The sequence below is a fragment of the Neorhizobium lilium genome, assembly GCF_004053875.1.
Taxonomy (GTDB): domain Bacteria; phylum Pseudomonadota; class Alphaproteobacteria; order Rhizobiales; family Rhizobiaceae; genus Neorhizobium; species Neorhizobium lilii.
Genome location: NZ_SBIP01000004.1, coordinates 548,926 through 566,699, shown reverse-complemented (window position 1 = coordinate 566,699; position 17,774 = coordinate 548,926). Strand labels below are relative to the sequence as shown.

The window sequence follows — 17,774 nt, the reverse complement described above, 5'->3', positions numbered from 1 at the left end:
AGCAGGTCGTCCACTCCTGTTACCAGCTCGCGTGCCCCAGCAAGCCCCTATATCTACACCTTCCCCGCGAACCGGTCCGTTGCGCGGATCAGCTGGTCGGTGATCCCCGGCTCCGACACCGCATGCCCCGCGCCCTCGATGATGTGGAAGTCGGCATCCGTCCAGACTTTCGAAAGCTGCCAGGCATATTTGAGCGGGCAGGGCATGTCGTAGCGGCCATGCACGATGACACCCGGAATACCCTTGAGCTTGACCGCGTCGCGCAGCAGCTGACCGTCCTCGAACCATCCGGCATTCATGAAATAGTGGTTCTCGATGCGCGAAAAGGCGAGCGCGAAATGGTCGTCGTCATGGCTGCCCGCAAGCTGCGGATCGGGTAGCAGGGTGATGGTCGATCCTTCCCAGACGCTCCAGGCCTTGGCGCAGGCAATCTGCTCGACCCGGTCCGGGCCGGTGAGGCGGCGGTGGTAGGCCGCCATCATCTCGTGCCGCTCGTCCGCCGGAATCGGAGCGACGAAAGCCTCCCACTTGTCCGGAAACATTTCCGAGACGCCGAACTGGTAGTACCAGTCCAGCTCCGCCCGGGTAACCGTGTAGATGCCCCGCACCAGCAGCTCGGTCACGCGCTGCGGATGGGTCTGCGCATAGGCAAGCGCCAGGGTCGAACCCCAGGAGCCGCCGAACACCTGCCATGCCTCCACGCCCAGCATTTCGCGCAGCCGTTCTATATCGGCCACCAGATGCCAGGTCGTATTCGCCTCAAGGTTTGCATGCGGTGTCGAGCGCCCGCAGCCGCGCTGGTCGAACAGCAGCACGTCGTAGAGTTGGGGATCGAACAGCCGGCGCTGGCGGGGATTGCAGCCCGCGCCCGGTCCGCCATGCAGAAAAACGGCCGGCTTGGCACCCTTCGTGCCCACCCGTTCCCAATAGATCACGTGGCCGTCGCCGACATCGAGATGACCGCTCTCGTAAGGCTCGACCTCAGGGTAGAGCGTGCGCAAAACTTTGGGTTCCTGGGCGGCGCTCACAGGTGCAACCCCTTCGCAGGCCAGATCTGCGTGTCATGATCCGGGTGCTGGAAGGAAATGACCTGCTCTTGCTGCACATAGAATTCCGGATCGCCGTGCACTGGCGCGTCGAAAATGGAGGTGACCCAGGGCAGGCGCGAATGAAAGTTGACCTGGATTTGCGGGGCCAGGTCGTCGCGGTTGTCGAAGGTGCCGATGGCGAGCTCGACGCCGCCCGGGTGGCGGTAGGTGAGCGGCGTGCCGCAGTCTTCACAGAAGCCGCGGTCGATATTCACCGAAGACTGGAAATACTTAGGCGCACCCCGCGTCCACTCCAGCCCGTCCTTCGGCGCGCTGACCAGCGGGCCGAAAAAGCCGCCAAACGCTTTCTGGCACATGCGGCAATGGCAGATGGAGGCGCGGCCGAGCTCGCCATGGATACGGAAGCGGACGGCACCGCACTGGCAACCGCCTGTTCTTGTGTCTTCGGTCATAGCTTGTCCTCCGTGTGGCCTTGTCGAACAGGCCAGGTTGCGGTGTCGTGGTCGGGATGCTGGTTGGAAACGATATCGTCCAGAAAGGGTGCCGAGTCGAGATCCTCCATCGTGTGCCGGCCGGGCAGTACATGCAGGCCGTCGACGAAAGGCAGTTTGTTCTCGATGCCGAACTGTACGACGGGCGGCAGGAAGGCCGGATTGTCGAAACTGCCGGCCGACACGGCGACACCGTCATCCGCTTCATAGCTTAAGGGTGTGCCGCAGTTTTCGCAGAAACCGCGACGGACATGGTTGGAGGAGTGGAAGTATTTGAGCGCGCCACGGGTCCAGGTGAGCTTCGCCTCACCGATCGCCACCAGCGGCGCGTAATAGGCGCCAAAGGCCTTCTGGCACATGCGGCAATGGCAGATGGCGCAGTCGAGCGGCTCTCCCTCGAGCCGGAAGCGCACCGCGCCGCACTGGCAGCCGCCGGAATGGGTAGGGATCATCTCAAGCCTCCCCAGCGATAGTCAGGAGATGAAGGCAGACATTATCGATATCTTTGAGAACGTCGTCGTTCCAGAAACGCAGCACGGTCCAGCCGAGCTGTTCTATGCGTCGGGTGCGGATGGCATCATATTCCGCAATGATACCTTCGCCATGCTGCGACCCATCCAGTTCCACAACGATCTTTTGAGACGGGCATGCAAAGTCCACGATGTATCCGGCAATCGGCAACTGTCTGCGAAAACCCAGTCCCATCAGCCGATGAGCACGCAGTGCATTCCAAAGCTTTAGTTCGGCGTCTGTCAGCGCCTTGCGCATTTGGCGGGCGTTTGCGCGGTTTGTAATTGGGACAGGGGCGTGCGGCATGCCATGCTCCTTCCTTCGGTCCGTGTGCGAGATGCCCCCCTCTGCCCTGCCGGACATCTCCCCCTCAAGGGGGGAGATCACATCGTGGTGGCGCCGCCGATTCCATGCAAGGCCGAGATTCCAGTGCTGTTGTAGATTGTCGTCCGTGGCTTGGCTGATGAGTGCGTCTTGCCGATCTCCCCCCTTGAGGGGGAGATGCCCGGCAGGGCAGAGGGGGGTAAGGATCACCGCAGCCCAGGACATCCTACCGCTTGACCTCCCACGTCGTGACGCGCTCGCCGGTGGCGGCATCCTTGCCATCCTTAAGCTGGATGCCCTTTTCCGCAAGTTCGGCGCGAATGCGGTCGGCCTCGGCGAAATTCTTCGCCTTCAGCATTTCGAGCCGCATGGCGACCAACGCATCCACGGCTGCCGCAAGCGCCTCGTCAACCTCCGTCTTTTTCGGAAGAACGCCCAGAAGGCTGGCGCTGGCGGCAAACAGAGGAAGCAGGCTCTTGTCGAGATTGGCTTCCTGCGCCAGCGCGTGCAGCGCCTGAACGGCCGCCACCGTGTTTAGATCGTCGGAAAGCGCGTCGAGTACGGTCTCGCAAGGCAGTCCGCCCATGTCTTCGACGGCCGGCCACTTGGCGAGCAGCCGTTCGGCCTCTTCCAGACGTTTGACCGAAAAATCGATCGGCTCGCGGTAATGGGTCATCAGCATGGCCAGCCGCAGCACTTCGCCCGGCCATTGACGGCCGCCGAATTTTTCCGTGTGGAGGAGGTCGTGGATGGTGACGAAATTGCCGTCCGACTTCGACATCTTGCGGCCTTCGACCTGCACGAAGCCGTTGTGCATCCACACCCTCGCCATCACAGGCGTGCCATGGGCGCAGCGCGATTGGGCGATCTCGTTTTCGTGGTGGGGGAAGATGAGGTCCAGCCCGCCGCCATGGATGTCGAACTCCTCGCCGAGATAGCGCTCGCTCATGGCCGAGCATTCGATATGCCAGCCAGGACGGCCGCGGCCCCAGGGGCTTTCCCAGCCGGGCTCGTTATGGGAAGACAGCTTCCACAGCACGAAGTCCTGCGGGTTCTTCTTGTGTGCGTCGACGGCGATGCGGGCGCCGGCCTGCTGCTCATCGAGCGGGCGCTTGGAGAGCTGGCCGTAATCCGGCATCGACTTGGTATCGAACAGCACTTCGCCTTCCGCCACATAGGCATGGCCTTTGGCGATCAGCTTCTCGATGATCGCAACCATGCCGGCGATATTGTCGGTAGCCCGTGGCTCGAAGCTGGGCTCGAGGCAGCCGAGCGAAGCCACGTCCTCGTGATACTGCGTTTCCGTCTTTTCCGTCACCTGCCGGATCGCCTCGTTGAGCGGCAGGCCCGGATGGTCGCGCAAAGCGCGGGCGTTGATCTTGTCGTCTACGTCGGTGATGTTGCGCGCATAGGTGACGTGCTCGGCGCCGTAGCGTTGGCGCAGCAGGCGGAACAGCACGTCGAACACGATGGCGGGCCGGGCATTGCCGATATGGGCATAGTCATAGACGGTCGGGCCGCAGACATAGAGGCGCACGTTCCGGGGGTCGATCGGCGCAAATTCCGCCTTCTCGCGGGTCAGCGTATTGTAAAGCTTGAGCGGCACGCTCATCGAAATCTCCCCAAGGCAAGGCGACGGAATAGGCCGGCACCGGACCGGATCGTTTGTCTTCAAGGATTTCGAGAGACGAGAACGGCCGGGCCAGCGCTTGCGCTAGCGAATAATGATCCCGCAGATGGAAATCGCCGTTTTCATGGTGGAGGTTATGGCGCGGGCGGCGGATTTGGTCAAGAGGCGGCGCAGGAGGATAAGGGCGTCTGTTCAGGCCTGTTCGCCTTCCGTCTTGCGGAAATGTCTGTGCAACAGCCATGCCACGAGGCCGATCGAAGTCGCAATGACCACCAGCGCGATCAGGAGATGCACATGCAGCTTGAGCCGGCCGAACAGTGCCTCGACCGCATTGCCGAACAGGTAGCCGATGGCGGTGATCGCGATCCCCCAGACAAGGGCGGCGATGAAGTTCAAAACCACAAAGCGCAACGCGGGAACCGAGGTGAGGCCGATGATGACCGGGCTCACGGTGCGCATGCCGTAGATGAACCGGAAGGCGAGGATGAAGCCGGTGGGATGGGCTTCGAGAAGCCGGTTGACCCTGGCAGCGGCGCTGGTCTGCATGAATCGCTGCACCAGCGCGAGCCGGTTGGCGTAACGCCCGGCGAAGAACCAGGCCTGATCGATCAGAAAAGATCCGAACACAGCCGCCGTCGCGGCTTGCCAGAACGGAAACAGCTGGCGGTGCGAAAACACACCTCCGAGAAATACGGCCGTTTCGCCCTCGATCCCGGCGCCGAGGAAGACCGCCAACGGCCCGTATTCAGAAATCAGCGTTTCCAGCGACAAGTTCAGGCCTTCGGCAAGGGGCTAGGGTGAACAGAGCAGAAGCTAGAGGGTTCGAGGGCCAAGGCAAGCCGCGTCGTGCCAAATGCCCGATCAGGCCGGCGACTGGAAGTCCACGAAACAGTTGTCGCGCACGACAAACAGTCGGCCGCTATCCTTCAGGTCAGGCGAGGCGAGAAAGAGGATCTTCTGCGCCACCTCGGAAGGATGCGGCAGGGCTTCCGGGTCTTCGCCCGGCACGGCCTGAGCGCGCATGGCAGTGCGCGTTGCCCCGGGATTGATCAGATTGACCTTGAGGGACGTGTGCTCGGTTTCCGCCGCCCAAATACGGCCCATGGTCTCGACCGCTGCCTTGGACATGGCATAGGCGCCCCAGAACGCGCGCGGATTGCTGGCGACGCCGGACGACAGGATGAGTGCGCGACCGGCATCGGAGCGGGTGAGCAGCGGCTCGACCGACCGGATCAGCCGCCAGGTGGCGGTGACATTGGTCAGCATGACCTTGTCGAACACCTTCGCCTCGATATGCGCAAGCGGCGAGATGACGCCGAGGATACCGGCATTGGCAACCAGAATATCGAGCTTGCCCCAGCGTTCGAAAATCGAGGCGCCGAGCCTGTCGATCGCTTCCATGTCGGTGATGTCGAAAGGCGCGAGCGTCGCGCTGCCGCCGAAGGCCTTGATCGCGTCATCGAGTTCTTCCAGCCCGCCCACTGTGCGGGCCGTCGCGATGACATGCGCGCCGGCCTTTGCCAGTTCTAGGGCGGTGAAATAGCCTATGCCACGCGATGCGCCGGTCACCAGGGCGATCCTGCCCGTCAAATCGATCGTCATGCTCTCTTCCCCTCGCCAGGGCCAAAAAAGAAGGCCGCGTTACCGCAGCCTTCTAGAGAATCCCGCATGAATTGGAAATCGCTTTCCGCACTTACCCGTTGCTGGTGAGCAGGGAAACCTTGCGGCCCATGGTCTCGCCGTCCTTGTCGAGAAGGCGGGTCGGGTAGTCGCCGGTGAAATAATGGTCGGTGAATTGCGGGCGGGCATTGTTGCGATCCTCGCCGCCGACGGCCCGGTAGAGGCCGTTGATCGACAGGAACTGCAGCGAATCGGCGCCGATAAAGCGGCACATGGCCTCCAGGCTATCATACTGGTTGGCCAGCAGCTTTTCCGCGTCCGGCGTATCGATGCCGTAGAAATCCGGATAGTAGATCATCGGGCTGGCGACACGGATGTGCACTTCCTTGGCGCCGGCCTCGCGGATCATCTGGACAATCTTCAGCGAAGTCGTGCCGCGCACGATCGAATCGTCCACCAGAACGACCCGCTTGCCCTCGATCATCGCCCGATTTGCCGAGTGCTTCAGTTTCACGCCGAAGGCGCGGATCTGCTGCGTCGGCTCGATGAAGGTGCGGCCCACATAGTGGTTGCGGATGATGCCGTATTCGAACGGAATACCGCTCTCCTGCGCATAGCCGAGGGCTGCCGGGGTGCCGCCATCGGGCACCGGCACGACGACGTCGGCCTCGACCGGCGCTTCCTTGGCAAGGTTGATGCCCATGTTCTTGCGCGCCACATAGACACTGCGACCGCCCACGACCGAATCCGGGCGGGCGAAATAGACGTATTCGAACAGGCACAGGCGTTCCGGCTGGCCATTGCCGGCCTTGCGGGCGTCGATCGAGATCGAGCCGTCCGACTGGATCTCGCAGATGATGACCTCGCCGTTTTCGACGTCACGCACGAACTTCGCGCCGATGATATCGAGCGCGCAGGTTTCGGAGGCGAAGACCGGCTTGCCGTCAAGTTCGCCCATGACCAACGGACGGATACCGGTGGGGTCGCGGGCGGCGATCAGCTTGGTGCGGGTGATGGCCAGCATGGAATAGCCGCCCTCCATCTGCCGGATCGCATCGATGAAGCGGTCGGCTGTGGAGGAGTAGCGCGAGCGGGCGATCAGATGCAGCACGACTTCGGTGTCCGATGTCGACTGACAAATGGCGCCGCCGGCGATCAGCTGCCGGCGAAGGGTCAGGCCGTTGGTGAAGTTGCCGTTATGGGCAACGGCAATGCCGCCGACTTCCAGTTCGGCAAACAGCGGTTGAACGTTGCGCAGCGCCACTTCGCCAGTGGTGGAATAGCGGTTATGGCCGATCGAGATATTGCCGGGCAGGCGGGCAATGGTCGCAGGATCCGTATAATGGTCGCCGACCAGACCCATGCGCCGCTCCGAATGGAAGCGCAGACCGTCGAAGGAAACGATGCCGGCAGCTTCCTGGCCGCGGTGCTGCAGGGCATGCAGCCCTAGCGCCGTCAAGGTCGCCGCGTCGGGATGTCCGAGCACACCGAAGACACCGCACTCTTCGTGAAGAGTATCGCCATCCAGTTCATCGAAACCATGGATAGCGGATGCTTGCGAAATCGGCTGATTCATCTCGAACCTCGTCTTCCGGAAAAAGGGAAAGGCCGGCCGGGATTGCGTCCCGGGCCGGGCCCGTTTTTTCACTTAATGTCACGTCTGAGCGTCTTGTAACACAGATGGTGGCTCTGTGCGCTGCATCAAGCGCAACACAGCGTCAATTATTCGTAACCGGAGCGTCTTCTGCCGGTGCCGGCTCCTGGCCAGGCGTGCCTTCGGCCGGCGCTGTCTCGTGGCCAAGGATGCGGGCACGGATCTGCGGCTCGATGTCGTCGGGCAGCATGGCTTCCAGGCGACCGACGAGCGTATCGAGGAAGGGCTTGGATTTGGCCTGTGTAACCCAGACCGGCTGCCGGTCCGGCGCCACCAGCCAGTTGAAGAAGGCGACGGCCACTACGAGCAGAAGAATGCCGCGGGCCGCTCCGAACAGGAAGCCGAGCGTGCGGTCGAGCGCACCGATGCGGCTATCGATGATGAAGTCCGCGATTCGCGTGGTGATGAAGGAGATGATGATCAGCGCGATCAGGAAGATGATGCCCGCCGAGGCCGCAAGCGCGATCCTGTCGTCCGATGTGTAGTTCTTCGCGTAAGGCAGCACGAGGGGGTAGAGATAATAGGCGGCGGCGATGGACCCGGCCCAGCTGGCGATCGACAGCACTTCGCGCGAGAAGCCGCGCACCATGGCAAGCACGGCTGAAAACAGCGTGACGCCGATGACAATACCGTCGAAGATCGTAATGGGCATGTAGACTCTTACTCCAAGACCTGCCGTTCCATGCCGGCGCTTTACCTGCCACTGTAGCATTGGGCGATGTGTCTTACATCAGCGGTTCGTTTAACGGAAGATCAATCATCTTCCGACCCTTTCCCCAGCTTCTTTGACGATCCGGCGATCCGCGAGACAAGGTCTGGCAGGTCCTCTATCTTCGTCCAGCGGCCGTTCCCACCCTTGGGCATTTCCGCGGAACTGGCAGGCAGCATGGCGCCGGCAAAGCCTAGCTTCTCGGCTTCCTTGAGCCGCTGTGCGGTCTGCGACACCGGTCGCACCGCGCCGGAAAGGCTGATTTCGCCGAAATAGACGAAATCGGCCGGCAAGGGCACGTTGGCCAGCGAAGAGACAAGTGCCGAGGCGACCGCAAGGTCCGCTGCGGGTTCGGAGATCCGGTAGCCGCCAGCGACATTGAGATAAACGTCGTGCTGACCGAGGCGAACCCCGCAATGGGCTTCGAGCACGGCGAGAATCATCGAAAGCCGGGACGAATCCCAGCCGACCACGGCGCGCCGGGGCGTCCCCAGTGAGGTGGGCGCCACCAGCGCCTGCACTTCGACCAGCACGGGACGTGTGCCTTCCATGCCGGCAAAGACCGCGGCACCCGGCGATTTGGAATTGCGCTCGCCCAGGAACAGTTCCGATGGATTGGTGACTTCACGCAGACCCTTGTCCGACATTTCGAACACGCCGATCTCGTCTGTCGGGCCGAAACGGTTCTTCACTGTGCGCAAGATGCGATAATGGTGGCCGCGGTCGCCTTCGAAATAGAGCACGGCATCGACCATGTGCTCTACCACGCGGGGACCGGCGATCTGCCCTTCCTTGGTCACATGGCCGACAAGCACCATGGCGGCGCCCGTCTGCTTGGCAAACCGGATCATGGCCTGCACGCCGGTGCGCACCTGGGTAACGGTGCCGGGTGCGGCATCGGCCGTGTCGCTCCAGAGTGTCTGGATCGAATCGATGATGACGAGATCGGGCCGCTTGCCTTCCGCAATGGTGGCAAGGATATCCTCGACATTGGTTTCGGCAGCAAGAAGCACGTCCGTATCCGCAGCATCGAGCCGCTGCGCGCGCAGACGCACCTGCGCCACCGCTTCCTCGCCGGAGACATAGATGATCTTGTGACCCTGGCGTGCAAGCGCGGCAGCAGCCTGCATCAGAAGCGTCGATTTGCCGATGCCCGGATCGCCACCGATCAGAACGGCTGAGCCTCGCACGAAGCCGCCGCCGGTAGCGCGGTCGAGTTCCGAAATACCCGTATGGACACGGGGCGCATGCTCGGTTTCGCCCGAAAGCGTGGTGAGCGCGACAGCGCGCCCCTTTTTCGGCACCTTGCCGGGGCCGCTGCCGATGCCGCCCATCGGGTCTTCTTCGACAATCGTGTTCCACTCGCCACAGCCGTCGCACTTGCCCGCCCAGCGGTTATGAACGGTGCCGCAGTTCTGGCACACGAATTGAGTTTTTGGTTTTGCCATGGGATCAGTTGTCTTCGTTTGTATCGCCAGCAGATGAGAAATCCGCAGCAGTAATATCCTGACGCCCATGCAAGACCCGAAGAACGGTCATCGTAGTCTCAGTCACGACGAAATAGATGCAACGGTCTCGATAGGGAAAAGCACGCAGATTAGGAGCGAAGTTACGCGCGGCGCCGGTAATTCCGAGCTGCGCAAGCGACATCATCTTGGTGTTGATGTCATCCAACAGCCGCCGCGCCGCCGCCGGATTGAAGTCTGCGACGTAGCTATAATCTTCGAGAAGATCGTCCAGCGCCCTCAGCGATACCACGAGCCGGCGCGACTGCATTCTTACGTTCCTCCGCCATCTTCATAATATGGGCAGTCAATTCCTCGCTGCTGGCGAAGCTCAAGACCCGGCCGGCCTCGACGTCATCCAGGCCTTCCTGGATCAGCTTCCGGAGGTTCGCGTCCTTCTGTTGCAGCAACCGCAATCCGGCTGCTACGACCTCGTCTTCATTTTTGTAGGCGCCGCTTTTCACAAGGTCTTCGATGAAAGCTTTGTGGTCGTCGCTGAGATGGATCTCGGCCATTTCGATCTCCTTTTGTTCTCGTATAGCACGACGTGTTTGCACTTCCAAGAGGCAGCTTGGCAGCACCAGGAAATGCCGAACCGGAGATGGCGATTAATCGCCGGGGTAAAGATAGCGCCGCTCGTAGCGCAGGCCGAGGCTGGTCAGCAGTTCGTAGCCGATCGTACCGCCGGCGCGGGCCGCGTCGTCGAGCGGAATATTCCGCCCGAAGAGCTCGACATAGTCTCCCGCGCGGATTTCGGAGGAGGGGATGTCTGTCACGTCGAAAATGGTGAGGTCCATGGTGATGCGGCCGACGACGGGCACTTTGCGCCCGGCGACGAAGCCATGGGCGCCTTCCGCTACCGTTTGGCGTAGCGGCACACCGGTTCCAGAGAGCGAGCGCAGATAGCCGTCCGCGTAGCCGGCCGAGACAACCGCCAGCCGGCTGTCGCGGGTCAGCTGATAGGTGCCGCCATAGCTGACGGTTTCACCTTTTTTAGCCTCGCGGATCTGGATGATCCGCGCTTCCGCCAAAGCGACCGGCTTCATCGGGTTCGGCACGCCGTTGAGCGCTTCGCCGCCATAGACGGCAATTCCCGGCCGCGTGAGGTCGAAATGGAATTCGGGCCCGAGAAGTGTGCCGGCGGATGCGGCAAGGCTGAGCTCGATGCCGTCATAGGCTTGCGCCAGCTTGCGGAAGGCTTCGAGTTGCTGGCGGTTGAGCGGAGAAGAGGACGTATCGCCGCTATGGAGATGCGAGAGCACCAGCACCGGCGAAAAACTGGCGGGACGCGACACGTCGTCGGCAAAGGCGATGGCGTCCTCCAGCGGCAGGCCCAGCCTGTTGAAGCCCGTATCCACCTGCAAGGCGCAAGGGTGGTCGCCATGTTCTGCGGTAACCGACATCCAGAAGCTGAGTTGCTCTTCCGACGCCAGGACGGGCACCAGGCCATGCTCGTAGAAGCTCGGCTCCTGGCCCGGCCAGATGCCGGACAGAACATAGATGCGTGCATCGGGCGCGAACGAACGCAGCGTGACGCCTTCCTGCATGACGGCCACGAAGAAATCACGGGCACCGGCCTCGTAGAGTGCCGTTCCGCAGTCCTCTATGCCGAGCCCATAGGCATCCGCCTTCACAACGGCCGCCGTGCGGGCCGGAGAAGACCGTCGCGCCATCTCCTGCCAGTTTTCTACCAGTGCACCGAGATCGACGGTCAGCCGCACGGGCGCGATGTCGAATTCGTCGGGAAAGGAAAACGCATCTTGCAGGTCCGTCATGGAGTCTCGCCGGTAGGGATCAGTGTCCCGCGATCCTTAACCGTTTCAGCGGCGGGAAAAAGACGCGCGGATAAGATTTCGTCGCACTGCACAATCTTTTCGTTCGGGGTGCTTATAAATAAATTACGCCATTGGCGCAATTGATCCTTGTTGATGTCGTGGCTGGCGTGTATTCATGACGCATGAAGATCGTTCGTACGAGACGCTATGTGAAGGACATGAAGCGCATCGGCGCATCGGCGCCTCGACAGTCAACATGGATGCCGTAGAGCATTTCGTGGCGTCCGATCCGACTGCCGGAGACGTAATCAAGGGGCTCGGTGGCATTCGCAAGATCCGCTTCGGAATCGGAAACCGAGGAAAGAGAGGCGGTGGCAGAGCGATCTACTTTCTGATGCTGTCTGACGAGACTGCGATCATGCTTCTTGCTTATGCCAAGAATGAGCAGGACGATCTCAGCCCGTTGCAGCGCAAGGAAATGCTAAGGCTATTGAAGGATCTGGAGCATGACTGAAAAGGATTTCGATTTTGCGTCTGCCCTCAAGGAAGGGCTTGATGAGGCGCTGGCGTGGAAGCGAGGCGAGATTATCCTCGAGACAGTGACAATCGATCCAATGTCGGCAGAACGCATCCGTGCTATCCGCAAAAACGTTGCGAAATCCGCCAAGGAATTCGAGCGGCGCTTCGGGATTCCCGCTGCCACCATCAACAATTGGGAGCAGGGACGCCGGTCGCCCGATCCGGCAGGGCGTCTCTTGCTGAAGATCCTTGAAGCTCACCCCGAAATTGTGGAGGAGGCCGCACAGGCGGCCTGACTAGCTGCGAGCGGCGATTGGTCCTAATGCTCTTCGTAAGCCGTGAAGCTCGGGTCGGCGAGATCGGCAAAGCGGGTGTACTCGGCCTGGAAGGCGAGCTTGACCGTGCCGGTCGGTCCGTGGCGCTGCTTGGCGATGATCACGTCCGCCGTGCCCTTCACCTCGTTAAGTTTAGTGTTCCAAGTATTCCATTCCTCTTTGTCTGAAATAAAAATATGCCCGTTGCCTTTTTTGTCGAAATCATCTTTTTGCTGTTGTTCTTCTTGGGATAGTCGCGGCTCCATGTTCTTCACGTAGTATTCCTCGCGGAATACGAAGAGCACCACGTCGGCGTCCTGCTCGATCGATCCCGATTCGCGAAGGTCGGAAAGCTGGGGACGCTTGTCCTCCCTGCTTTCCACCTGACGCGAAAGCTGCGACAGCGCGATGATCGGCACGTTCAGTTCCTTGCCGAGTGCCTTGAGGCCGGTGGTGATCTGGGTGATTTCCTGAACGCGGTTCTCGCCGGATTTGCCGGAGCCGGTCATCAGCTGAATATAGTCGACCACCAGGCAATCAAGACCGCGCTGACGCTTCAGGCGGCGCGCACGGGCAGAGAGCTGCGCAATCGATATACCGCCGGTCTGGTCGATGAACAGCGGCACTTTCTGCATCATCTGGCTGCAGGCGACGAGCTTCTCGAAGTCCGATTCGGTGATGTCGCCGCGGCGGATCTTGGAGGAAGAGACTTCCGTCTGCTCGGAGATGATACGGGTGGCAAGCTGTTCGGCCGACATTTCCAGCGAGTAGAAGCCGACGACGCCACCGTTCTTGGCCTTGAACGATCCGTCCGGCTGAACTTCCGGCTCGTAGGAAGCGGCGATGTTATAGGCAATATTGGTGGCAAGCGAGGTCTTGCCCATGCCCGGACGTCCGGCGAGCACGATCAAGTCGGAGCGCTGCAGACCACCCATCTTGTTGTCGAGAGACATGATGCCGGTCGAGATACCGGACAGATGACCGTCGCGTTCGAAAGCCTGTCCGGCCATGTCGATGGCCAGCGCCACCGCATCGTTGAACGACTGGAAGCCGCCGTCATAGCGGCCGTTTTCCGCCAGTTCGAACAGGCGCCGCTCGGTATCTTCGATCTGCGCCTGCGGCGGCATGTCGAGCGGCGCGTCGAAAGCGATGTTGACCATGTCCTCGCCGATGGTGATCAGCGCGCGCCGAAGCGCCAGGTCGTAGATCGCCCGACCGTAGTCCTCGGCGTTGATGATCGACACGGCTTCGGCGGCAAGGCGCGCCAGATACTGAGCCACCGTCAGGTCGCCCACCTTGTCGTCTGCGGGCAGGAATGTCTTGATGGTGACCGGGTTTGCGGTCTTGCCCATGCGAATGATGTCGCCCGCAACCTCGAAGATCTTGCGATGCAGGGGCTCGTAAAGGTGGACGGGCTTCAGGAAATCGGAGACGCGGTAATAGGCGTCGTTGTTGACCAGGATTGCGCCGAGCAGCGCCTGCTCCGCCTCGATGTTGTTGGGCGCTTCGCGATAATGCGGCTCTGCCGGCTGGATGTTCGCGAGTTTGCGCACAGCATCGTTCATGGGTTTCTTATCCGTCCTGTTCGTCAAGCGGTCGGTTCTAGAGGTTCGTCCTCTCCGGCGAAACGGCCTTGGGGCGTGAAAGCCGTTTCCCACAGCTATTCACAGCGCCTGTCGCCAACCCACAACAAAAAACCCAATGAAACACGGAATCCGGTTGACGGGATATCGGCGACTCACCCCGCGCAGAGGTCGATCATACGCTGTGAAAGAGACAAAAAAACGCCCGGATCGAAACCCGGGCGTCCAATGCGGATCGACTCTATCGAGTCGATTATTCTTCGTCTTCGTCGCGGTCGGCTTCCGGATCGAAAAAGTCTTCCGGACGCAGTGCGTCTTCGTCGACGCCGTAGATCGCGTCGGCGGAGGTGAGGCTCTCGCCCTTCGCCTGGCGTTCGGCTTCTTCGGTCGAGCGGGCAACGTTCAGTTCAATCGAAACTTCGACTTCCGAATGCAGGTGCAGGACAACCTGGTGCAGGCCGATTTCCTTGATCGGCGTGTTGAGGTCGACCTGGTTGCGGCCGATGGTGAAGCCTTCGGCAGCCAGAACGTCGACGATATCGCGGGCAGCGACCGAACCGTAGAGCTGACCAGTTTCGCCGGCTGAACGGACGACGATGAAGGACTTGCCTTCAAGCGCTTCGGCAACCTGCTGAGCTTCGCCCTTGCGTTCCAGGTTGCGGGCTTCGAGCGTCGAACGCTCGGCTTCGAAGCGCTTCTTGTTGGCTTCGTTGGCGCGCAGCGCCTTGCCCTGCGGAAGCAGGAAGTTGCGGGCAAAGCCGTCGCGAACCTTTACGGTTTCGCCCATCTGGCCGAGTTTGGCCACGCGTTCAAGCAGAATGACTTGCATCGTTTCTTTCCTTTCAAGTGTCGGTTTTGGTTGGTTTGGTTTCGCCCTTTGCCGGCGTCAGCGCGATCGTGCGGCGCGTGTCCATAAGACCGAGCACGAGCACGGCCAAGACCGGCAGGAGCAGCATGCAGGAGAGGTAGGACAGGATCAGGCCCGGCACGCGCCAGTCCTTGCCCTGGCTGCGGAAATGCAGCGCGGCAAAGCCGGCCATGAGAAAGCCTGCGCCGAATGTTCCGCAGATGGTCGCGCCGATCATGGCAGGCACGCCGCCCATGAAGGTCAGCGCGATGCCGGCAAGGAAGATGAAGATCGCATGGCGGTTCATCCGCAGCGCCGACGGCATGTCCTCGCGCGGGCGAAGCGCCCGGCCGGAACGCGAAACGACACGGATTGCGATGTAGAAGGCCGCAAACAAGAGCATGACCCAGAGACCGCCCTGGATCATGGGCAGCATAAGCACGATCAGGCTTTTGGTCTGAGCCAGACCATCGGGGCTCTGGGCAAGCGACGGTTCCTGCATCTGCATGGCGGCGCTCATCGCATCGACCATCCGGTCGGTAAGATCGGGGCCGTAGCCGATCACTACGCCAAGCGCGATCACCGCGACCGTCACCAGCCCGCACAAATGCAGCAGGATGTCCGAGAGCGGATACCAGGCCATCAGGTCCGAAGGGCCGCCGAGCTCGGATGCCGGACGCGCCAGATTGGCAAGGTGGGACAGCCAGCCCGCTGGAATGAAGGTGATGACGACGGTGGCGATGGCGAAGAAGGGCGAGACCAGAAGCGCGCACAGAAGCGTGGCTGTCAGCACCCCGGCGATTGCCGCGCGGTTGCCCCAGCCGAGGCCGGCAACGAGGATCGGCAGGGCCGAGGCCGCATAGAGCATGGACGCAAAAGACAGCTGCGCATTCGCACCCAGCACGAGCAGGGTGGCGACGATGCCGGCAAGAATGCCGGCGGGCAGCACTGTCTGGTTCTTTTGTGTCACGGCTCTCGCTGTCCTGCTTGGTCAAGCAGTTAGAGGACTGAACCGGAGCATCTGCATCAGGTTCGTAGTCCCCAACATGGGGTTTGGGGGTTCCGATCCGCGCCCAACGCGGAAGGGAGGAAGACCCTCTGCAACCAGAGGGTCTTCAAGATCTTAGCTTAGGTCAGAACGTAGGGCAGCAGGCCGAGGAAGCGGGCGCGCTTGATCGCCTGGGCGAGTTCGCGCTGCTTCTTCTGGGAAACGGCCGTGATGCGGGAAGGAACGATCTTGCCGCGCTCGGAAATGTAGCGCTGCAGGAGGCGTACGTCCTTGTAATCGATCCGCGGTGCATTCGCGCCCGAGAAGGGGCAGGTCTTGCGGCGGCGATGGAAGGGGCGGCGTGCCGGTGAGGAGGATACGTCAGCCATTGTTTTTTCTCCTTATACCGATCAGGCTTCGCGGGGCGTGAAGGGGCGTGGTGCCCGCTGGAAGTCGCCGTCGCGGCGCGGCGGACGATCGCCGAATTCGCGGCGCGGCGGACGGTCATCGCCATCGCGGCGCGGACGGTCGTCACGGTCGCGCTTCTGCATCATTGCAGACGGACCTTCTTCATGCTTCTCGACGGCGATCGTCATGTAGCGCAGAACGTCTTCGTTGATGCGCATCTGGCGTTCCATCTCGTGCACGGCAGGAGCCGGCGCGTCGATGTCCATCAGGGCGTAGTGAGCCTTGCGGTTCTTGTTGATGCGGTAGGTGAGGGACTTGAGGCCCCAGTTTTCAATGCGCCCGACTTTGCCGCCGTTAGCTTCGATGACGCCCTTGTACTGTTCGACGAGGGCATCAACCTGCTGAGCGGACATATCCTGCCGGGCAAGGAATACGTGTTCGTAAAGAGCCATGTAAGCTTTGCCTTTTCTTGCGGTTATCAAACCCGGACCTCGGCGGCTAAGCCTCAACGACTGCTCCTGAACGGGCGGACCCAGGCAAGAAAAGTGTTGTATCGAGACGGTCGAGAGCGGAGACACGGGAGGCCGGACAACCTTGGCTGTCCATGCGGTTCCGTTTCCGGAACCAGCCCTCCGTTCAGCCACCAGCCAGAAGACCGGGTGTTTCGAACAGCGCGCTTATACGGATTTTTCGGCATAAGGCAAGGGGAGACTGGATAAAGGTCCAGCCCGCTTCCGATTTGGAGATAGCTCAGCGTTTGAGCGCCAGCCACAATATACCCAGTCCGATGGCGACTTCCACGACGATCAGGCAGATGATGAAGTATTGCATTCTTCCCTCGCGGGAGCCCGTAACCTGGGGCATGTCTTGAAGTTCCGGCGTCGCCGGCTCCGACTGTCGTTCTTCATGCAGTTTCATCAATCGGGTTTGGCAGGTAGCCTGACCGTAAAAGTCCCTCCCTGTTGCCGGTCGAAGGTCGCCTGCGAGGTTGCTTGCGGCCTTGTCGCGCGGTCCGCCAACGCGTGAATGGGGGTCGACGCTTTCCCCGCAAGCAAGACTGGCTCTGGGCGAAGTAGAGACATCGCCACCGATCAAAAAAAGCTCTGCTATTCCTTGCCCGCAGCCCCGAATCGTCATTCCGGCGTCACCTCTCTTTCCTATACAGGCGACGACTTCCATACAGGCGGCAACGAGGGGCGTCGGATGCGTGGGGCTGTAAACCTTTTTGCGGGTCTGTTCCTGTTGGGTGGCGTTATGCTGGGCAGCTATCTGGGTGCCCTGCATCTGTCCGGGAACTTTCATGAAGTCGTCGCCGGTCGCTTCTATCGGTCCGGGCAGTTGTCGCCTGCCACCTTGGCGCGTTACATCGAGCGCTATGACATCAAGACGGTGATCAATCTGCGCGGGCCGGCGCCGGGCCGGGTCTGGTACGAGGAGGAACTTACCGCCACCCGCAACCACGGCGCAGAGCATATCGACTTTCAAATGTCGGCAGGGCGAAAGCTTACGGTGGAGCAGAGCTTTCAGTTGGTCGCGTTGATGCGCAATGCGAGCGGTCCAATCCTCGTCCATTGCCAGGGCGGTTCCGACCGGAGCGGGCTCGCCTCTGTCCTCTATCTCCAGCAGATCGCGGGTGCGGACGAGAAGACGGCAGAATGGCAGCTTTCGCCGCTCTATGGGCACATAAACCTGCCATTCCTCTATGCCTATGCGATGGACGACAGCTGGGAGGCTTTCGAAAAGGCGATCCGGCTGCGCAGCTGACTTAGCCCGGACACACTCTAGGCTTGCTGCTATTCCCGTTGGCTCGCGAGCCGCCCATCTGGACGGCTTGCTAACTGTCAGATT

Annotated in this window: 21 protein-coding genes; 3 read left to right on the top strand and 18 right to left on the bottom strand. The window is 61.2% G+C overall.

The genetic code is table 11. The annotated features are described in order from the left end of the window. Positions 1 to 53 precede the first annotated feature (53 nt). The 13 genes from pip to alr all read right to left on the bottom strand — a co-directional run bounded on the left by pip (position 54) and on the right by alr (position 11,267). On the bottom strand, positions 54 to 1,028 hold the full coding sequence (gene pip, locus EPK99_RS19700; RefSeq protein ID WP_128444781.1) for a prolyl aminopeptidase: 975 nt from the start codon (positions 1,026 to 1,028) through the stop codon (positions 54 to 56). Next, complete coding sequence (locus EPK99_RS19695) at positions 1,025 to 1,501, bottom strand: GFA family protein (RefSeq protein ID WP_128444780.1); 477 nt, start codon at positions 1,499 to 1,501, stop codon at positions 1,025 to 1,027. Before EPK99_RS19695 ends, pip begins: the two co-directional genes overlap by 4 nt. Further along, entirely contained in the window at positions 1,498 to 1,992 is a 495-nt protein-coding gene (locus EPK99_RS19690) for a GFA family protein (RefSeq protein ID WP_128444779.1), read from the bottom strand. The genes EPK99_RS19695 and EPK99_RS19690 overlap by 4 nt, the downstream gene beginning before the upstream one ends. A gap of 1 nt (position 1,993) precedes the next feature. Next, positions 1,994 to 2,356, bottom strand: coding sequence for an endonuclease domain-containing protein (locus EPK99_RS19685; protein WP_128444778.1), 363 nt, complete (start codon positions 2,354 to 2,356; stop codon positions 1,994 to 1,996). 244 nt (positions 2,357 to 2,600) lie between these two features. After that, on the bottom strand, positions 2,601 to 3,986 hold the full coding sequence (gene cysS, locus EPK99_RS19675) for a cysteine--tRNA ligase (RefSeq protein ID WP_128444777.1): 1,386 nt from the start codon (positions 3,984 to 3,986) through the stop codon (positions 2,601 to 2,603). A gap of 210 nt (positions 3,987 to 4,196) precedes the next feature. Then, the gene (locus EPK99_RS19670) at positions 4,197 to 4,775 is read right to left on the bottom strand and encodes a DedA family protein (RefSeq protein ID WP_128444776.1); all 579 of its coding nucleotides are present in this window, start codon (positions 4,773 to 4,775) and stop codon (positions 4,197 to 4,199) included. 90 nt (positions 4,776 to 4,865) lie between these two features. Continuing rightward, a complete protein-coding gene (locus EPK99_RS19665; RefSeq protein WP_128444775.1) occupies positions 4,866 to 5,606 on the bottom strand; it encodes an SDR family NAD(P)-dependent oxidoreductase in 741 nt (246 codons plus the stop codon). A 91-nt stretch (positions 5,607 to 5,697) separates the two neighbouring features. Then, positions 5,698 to 7,200, bottom strand: coding sequence for an amidophosphoribosyltransferase (gene purF / locus EPK99_RS19660; RefSeq protein ID WP_128444774.1), 1,503 nt, complete (start codon positions 7,198 to 7,200; stop codon positions 5,698 to 5,700). Between the two features lie 142 nt (positions 7,201 to 7,342). Beyond that, complete coding sequence (locus EPK99_RS19655) at positions 7,343 to 7,930, bottom strand: CvpA family protein (protein WP_128444773.1); 588 nt, start codon at positions 7,928 to 7,930, stop codon at positions 7,343 to 7,345. Between the two features lie 101 nt (positions 7,931 to 8,031). Beyond that, complete coding sequence (gene radA, locus EPK99_RS19650; protein WP_128444772.1) at positions 8,032 to 9,435, bottom strand: DNA repair protein RadA; 1,404 nt, start codon at positions 9,433 to 9,435, stop codon at positions 8,032 to 8,034. Between the two features lie 4 nt (positions 9,436 to 9,439). After that, entirely contained in the window at positions 9,440 to 9,763 is a 324-nt protein-coding gene (locus EPK99_RS19645; protein ID WP_245582490.1) for a type II toxin-antitoxin system RelE/ParE family toxin, read from the bottom strand. Next, positions 9,702 to 10,007 (bottom strand): type II toxin-antitoxin system ParD family antitoxin, encoded by a 306-nt coding sequence (locus tag EPK99_RS19640; protein WP_128444771.1) that lies wholly within the window; start codon positions 10,005 to 10,007, stop codon positions 9,702 to 9,704. Before EPK99_RS19640 ends, EPK99_RS19645 begins: the two co-directional genes overlap by 62 nt. A 93-nt stretch (positions 10,008 to 10,100) precedes the next feature. Beyond that, on the bottom strand, positions 10,101 to 11,267 hold the full coding sequence (alr, locus tag EPK99_RS19635) for an alanine racemase (protein WP_128444770.1): 1,167 nt from the start codon (positions 11,265 to 11,267) through the stop codon (positions 10,101 to 10,103). 175 nt (positions 11,268 to 11,442) lie between these two features. Between alr and EPK99_RS19630 the strand changes: the two genes are divergently transcribed. Both EPK99_RS19630 and EPK99_RS19625 read left to right on the top strand, forming a co-directional pair. Then, positions 11,443 to 11,781, top strand: a complete 339-nt coding sequence (locus EPK99_RS19630) for a hypothetical protein (protein ID WP_128444769.1) — start codon at positions 11,443 to 11,445, stop codon at positions 11,779 to 11,781. Continuing rightward, on the top strand, positions 11,774 to 12,082 hold the full coding sequence (locus tag EPK99_RS19625) for a helix-turn-helix domain-containing protein (RefSeq protein ID WP_128444768.1): 309 nt from the start codon (positions 11,774 to 11,776) through the stop codon (positions 12,080 to 12,082). The genes EPK99_RS19630 and EPK99_RS19625 overlap by 8 nt, the downstream gene beginning before the upstream one ends. Positions 12,083 to 12,105: 23 nt before the next feature. On the opposite strand, the gene EPK99_RS19620 is transcribed toward EPK99_RS19625, so the two are convergent. The 5 genes from EPK99_RS19620 to rpsF form a co-directional block, all read right to left on the bottom strand. Continuing rightward, positions 12,106 to 13,665 carry a replicative DNA helicase gene (locus EPK99_RS19620; protein WP_128444767.1) on the bottom strand — a complete coding sequence of 520 codons (1,560 nt, stop codon included), beginning with the start codon at positions 13,663 to 13,665 and terminating at the stop codon, positions 12,106 to 12,108. A 271-nt stretch (positions 13,666 to 13,936) separates the two neighbouring features. Then, positions 13,937 to 14,512, bottom strand: coding sequence for a 50S ribosomal protein L9 (gene rplI, locus EPK99_RS19615; protein WP_128444766.1), 576 nt, complete (start codon positions 14,510 to 14,512; stop codon positions 13,937 to 13,939). A 13-nt stretch (positions 14,513 to 14,525) separates the two neighbouring features. Next, positions 14,526 to 15,500, bottom strand: a complete 975-nt coding sequence (locus EPK99_RS19610) for a DUF2232 domain-containing protein (RefSeq protein WP_128444765.1) — start codon at positions 15,498 to 15,500, stop codon at positions 14,526 to 14,528. 158 nt (positions 15,501 to 15,658) lie between these two features. Continuing rightward, a complete protein-coding gene (gene rpsR / locus EPK99_RS19605; protein ID WP_128444764.1) occupies positions 15,659 to 15,907 on the bottom strand; it encodes a 30S ribosomal protein S18 in 249 nt (82 codons plus the stop codon). A 21-nt stretch (positions 15,908 to 15,928) separates the two neighbouring features. Then, the gene (rpsF, locus tag EPK99_RS19600; protein ID WP_128444763.1) at positions 15,929 to 16,378 is read right to left on the bottom strand and encodes a 30S ribosomal protein S6; all 450 of its coding nucleotides are present in this window, start codon (positions 16,376 to 16,378) and stop codon (positions 15,929 to 15,931) included. Positions 16,379 to 17,129: 751 nt separating this feature from the next. On the opposite strand from rpsF, the gene EPK99_RS19590 reads away from it, so the two are divergent. Further along, on the top strand, positions 17,130 to 17,690 hold the full coding sequence (locus tag EPK99_RS19590) for a tyrosine-protein phosphatase (protein ID WP_128444762.1): 561 nt from the start codon (positions 17,130 to 17,132) through the stop codon (positions 17,688 to 17,690). Positions 17,691 to 17,774: the final 84 nt, after the last annotated feature.

What these genes read in the sequence shown, in the direction of transcription:
- EPK99_RS19695 (WP_128444780.1), bottom strand. Translation starts at nt 1,501, where the DNA reads ATGACCGAAGACACAAGAACAGGCGGTTGCCAGTGCGGTGCCGTCCGC.
- EPK99_RS19690 (WP_128444779.1), bottom strand. Translation starts at nt 1,992, where the DNA reads ATGATCCCTACCCATTCCGGCGGCTGCCAGTGCGGCGCGGTGCGCTTC.
- EPK99_RS19685 (WP_128444778.1), bottom strand. Translation starts at nt 2,356, where the DNA reads ATGCCGCACGCCCCTGTCCCAATTACAAACCGCGCAAACGCCCGCCAA.
- cysS (WP_128444777.1), bottom strand. Translation starts at nt 3,986, where the DNA reads ATGAGCGTGCCGCTCAAGCTTTACAATACGCTGACCCGCGAGAAGGCG.
- EPK99_RS19665 (WP_128444775.1), bottom strand. Translation starts at nt 5,606, where the DNA reads ATGACGATCGATTTGACGGGCAGGATCGCCCTGGTGACCGGCGCATCG.
- purF (WP_128444774.1), bottom strand. Translation starts at nt 7,200, where the DNA reads ATGAATCAGCCGATTTCGCAAGCATCCGCTATCCATGGTTTCGATGAA.
- EPK99_RS19655 (WP_128444773.1), bottom strand. Translation starts at nt 7,930, where the DNA reads ATGCCCATTACGATCTTCGACGGTATTGTCATCGGCGTCACGCTGTTT.
- radA (WP_128444772.1), bottom strand. Translation starts at nt 9,435, where the DNA reads ATGGCAAAACCAAAAACTCAATTCGTGTGCCAGAACTGCGGCACCGTT.
- EPK99_RS19645 (WP_245582490.1), bottom strand. Translation starts at nt 9,763, where the DNA reads ATGCAGTCGCGCCGGCTCGTGGTATCGCTGAGGGCGCTGGACGATCTT.
- EPK99_RS19640 (WP_128444771.1), bottom strand. Translation starts at nt 10,007, where the DNA reads ATGGCCGAGATCCATCTCAGCGACGACCACAAAGCTTTCATCGAAGAC.
- alr (WP_128444770.1), bottom strand. Translation starts at nt 11,267, where the DNA reads ATGACGGACCTGCAAGATGCGTTTTCCTTTCCCGACGAATTCGACATC.
- EPK99_RS19630 (WP_128444769.1), top strand. Translation starts at nt 11,443, where the DNA reads ATGACGCATGAAGATCGTTCGTACGAGACGCTATGTGAAGGACATGAA.
- EPK99_RS19625 (WP_128444768.1), top strand. Translation starts at nt 11,774, where the DNA reads ATGACTGAAAAGGATTTCGATTTTGCGTCTGCCCTCAAGGAAGGGCTT.
- EPK99_RS19620 (WP_128444767.1), bottom strand. Translation starts at nt 13,665, where the DNA reads ATGAACGATGCTGTGCGCAAACTCGCGAACATCCAGCCGGCAGAGCCG.
- rplI (WP_128444766.1), bottom strand. Translation starts at nt 14,512, where the DNA reads ATGCAAGTCATTCTGCTTGAACGCGTGGCCAAACTCGGCCAGATGGGC.
- rpsR (WP_128444764.1), bottom strand. Translation starts at nt 15,907, where the DNA reads ATGGCTGACGTATCCTCCTCACCGGCACGCCGCCCCTTCCATCGCCGC.
- rpsF (WP_128444763.1), bottom strand. Translation starts at nt 16,378, where the DNA reads ATGGCTCTTTACGAACACGTATTCCTTGCCCGGCAGGATATGTCCGCT.
- EPK99_RS19590 (WP_128444762.1), top strand. Translation starts at nt 17,130, where the DNA reads ATGCGTGGGGCTGTAAACCTTTTTGCGGGTCTGTTCCTGTTGGGTGGC.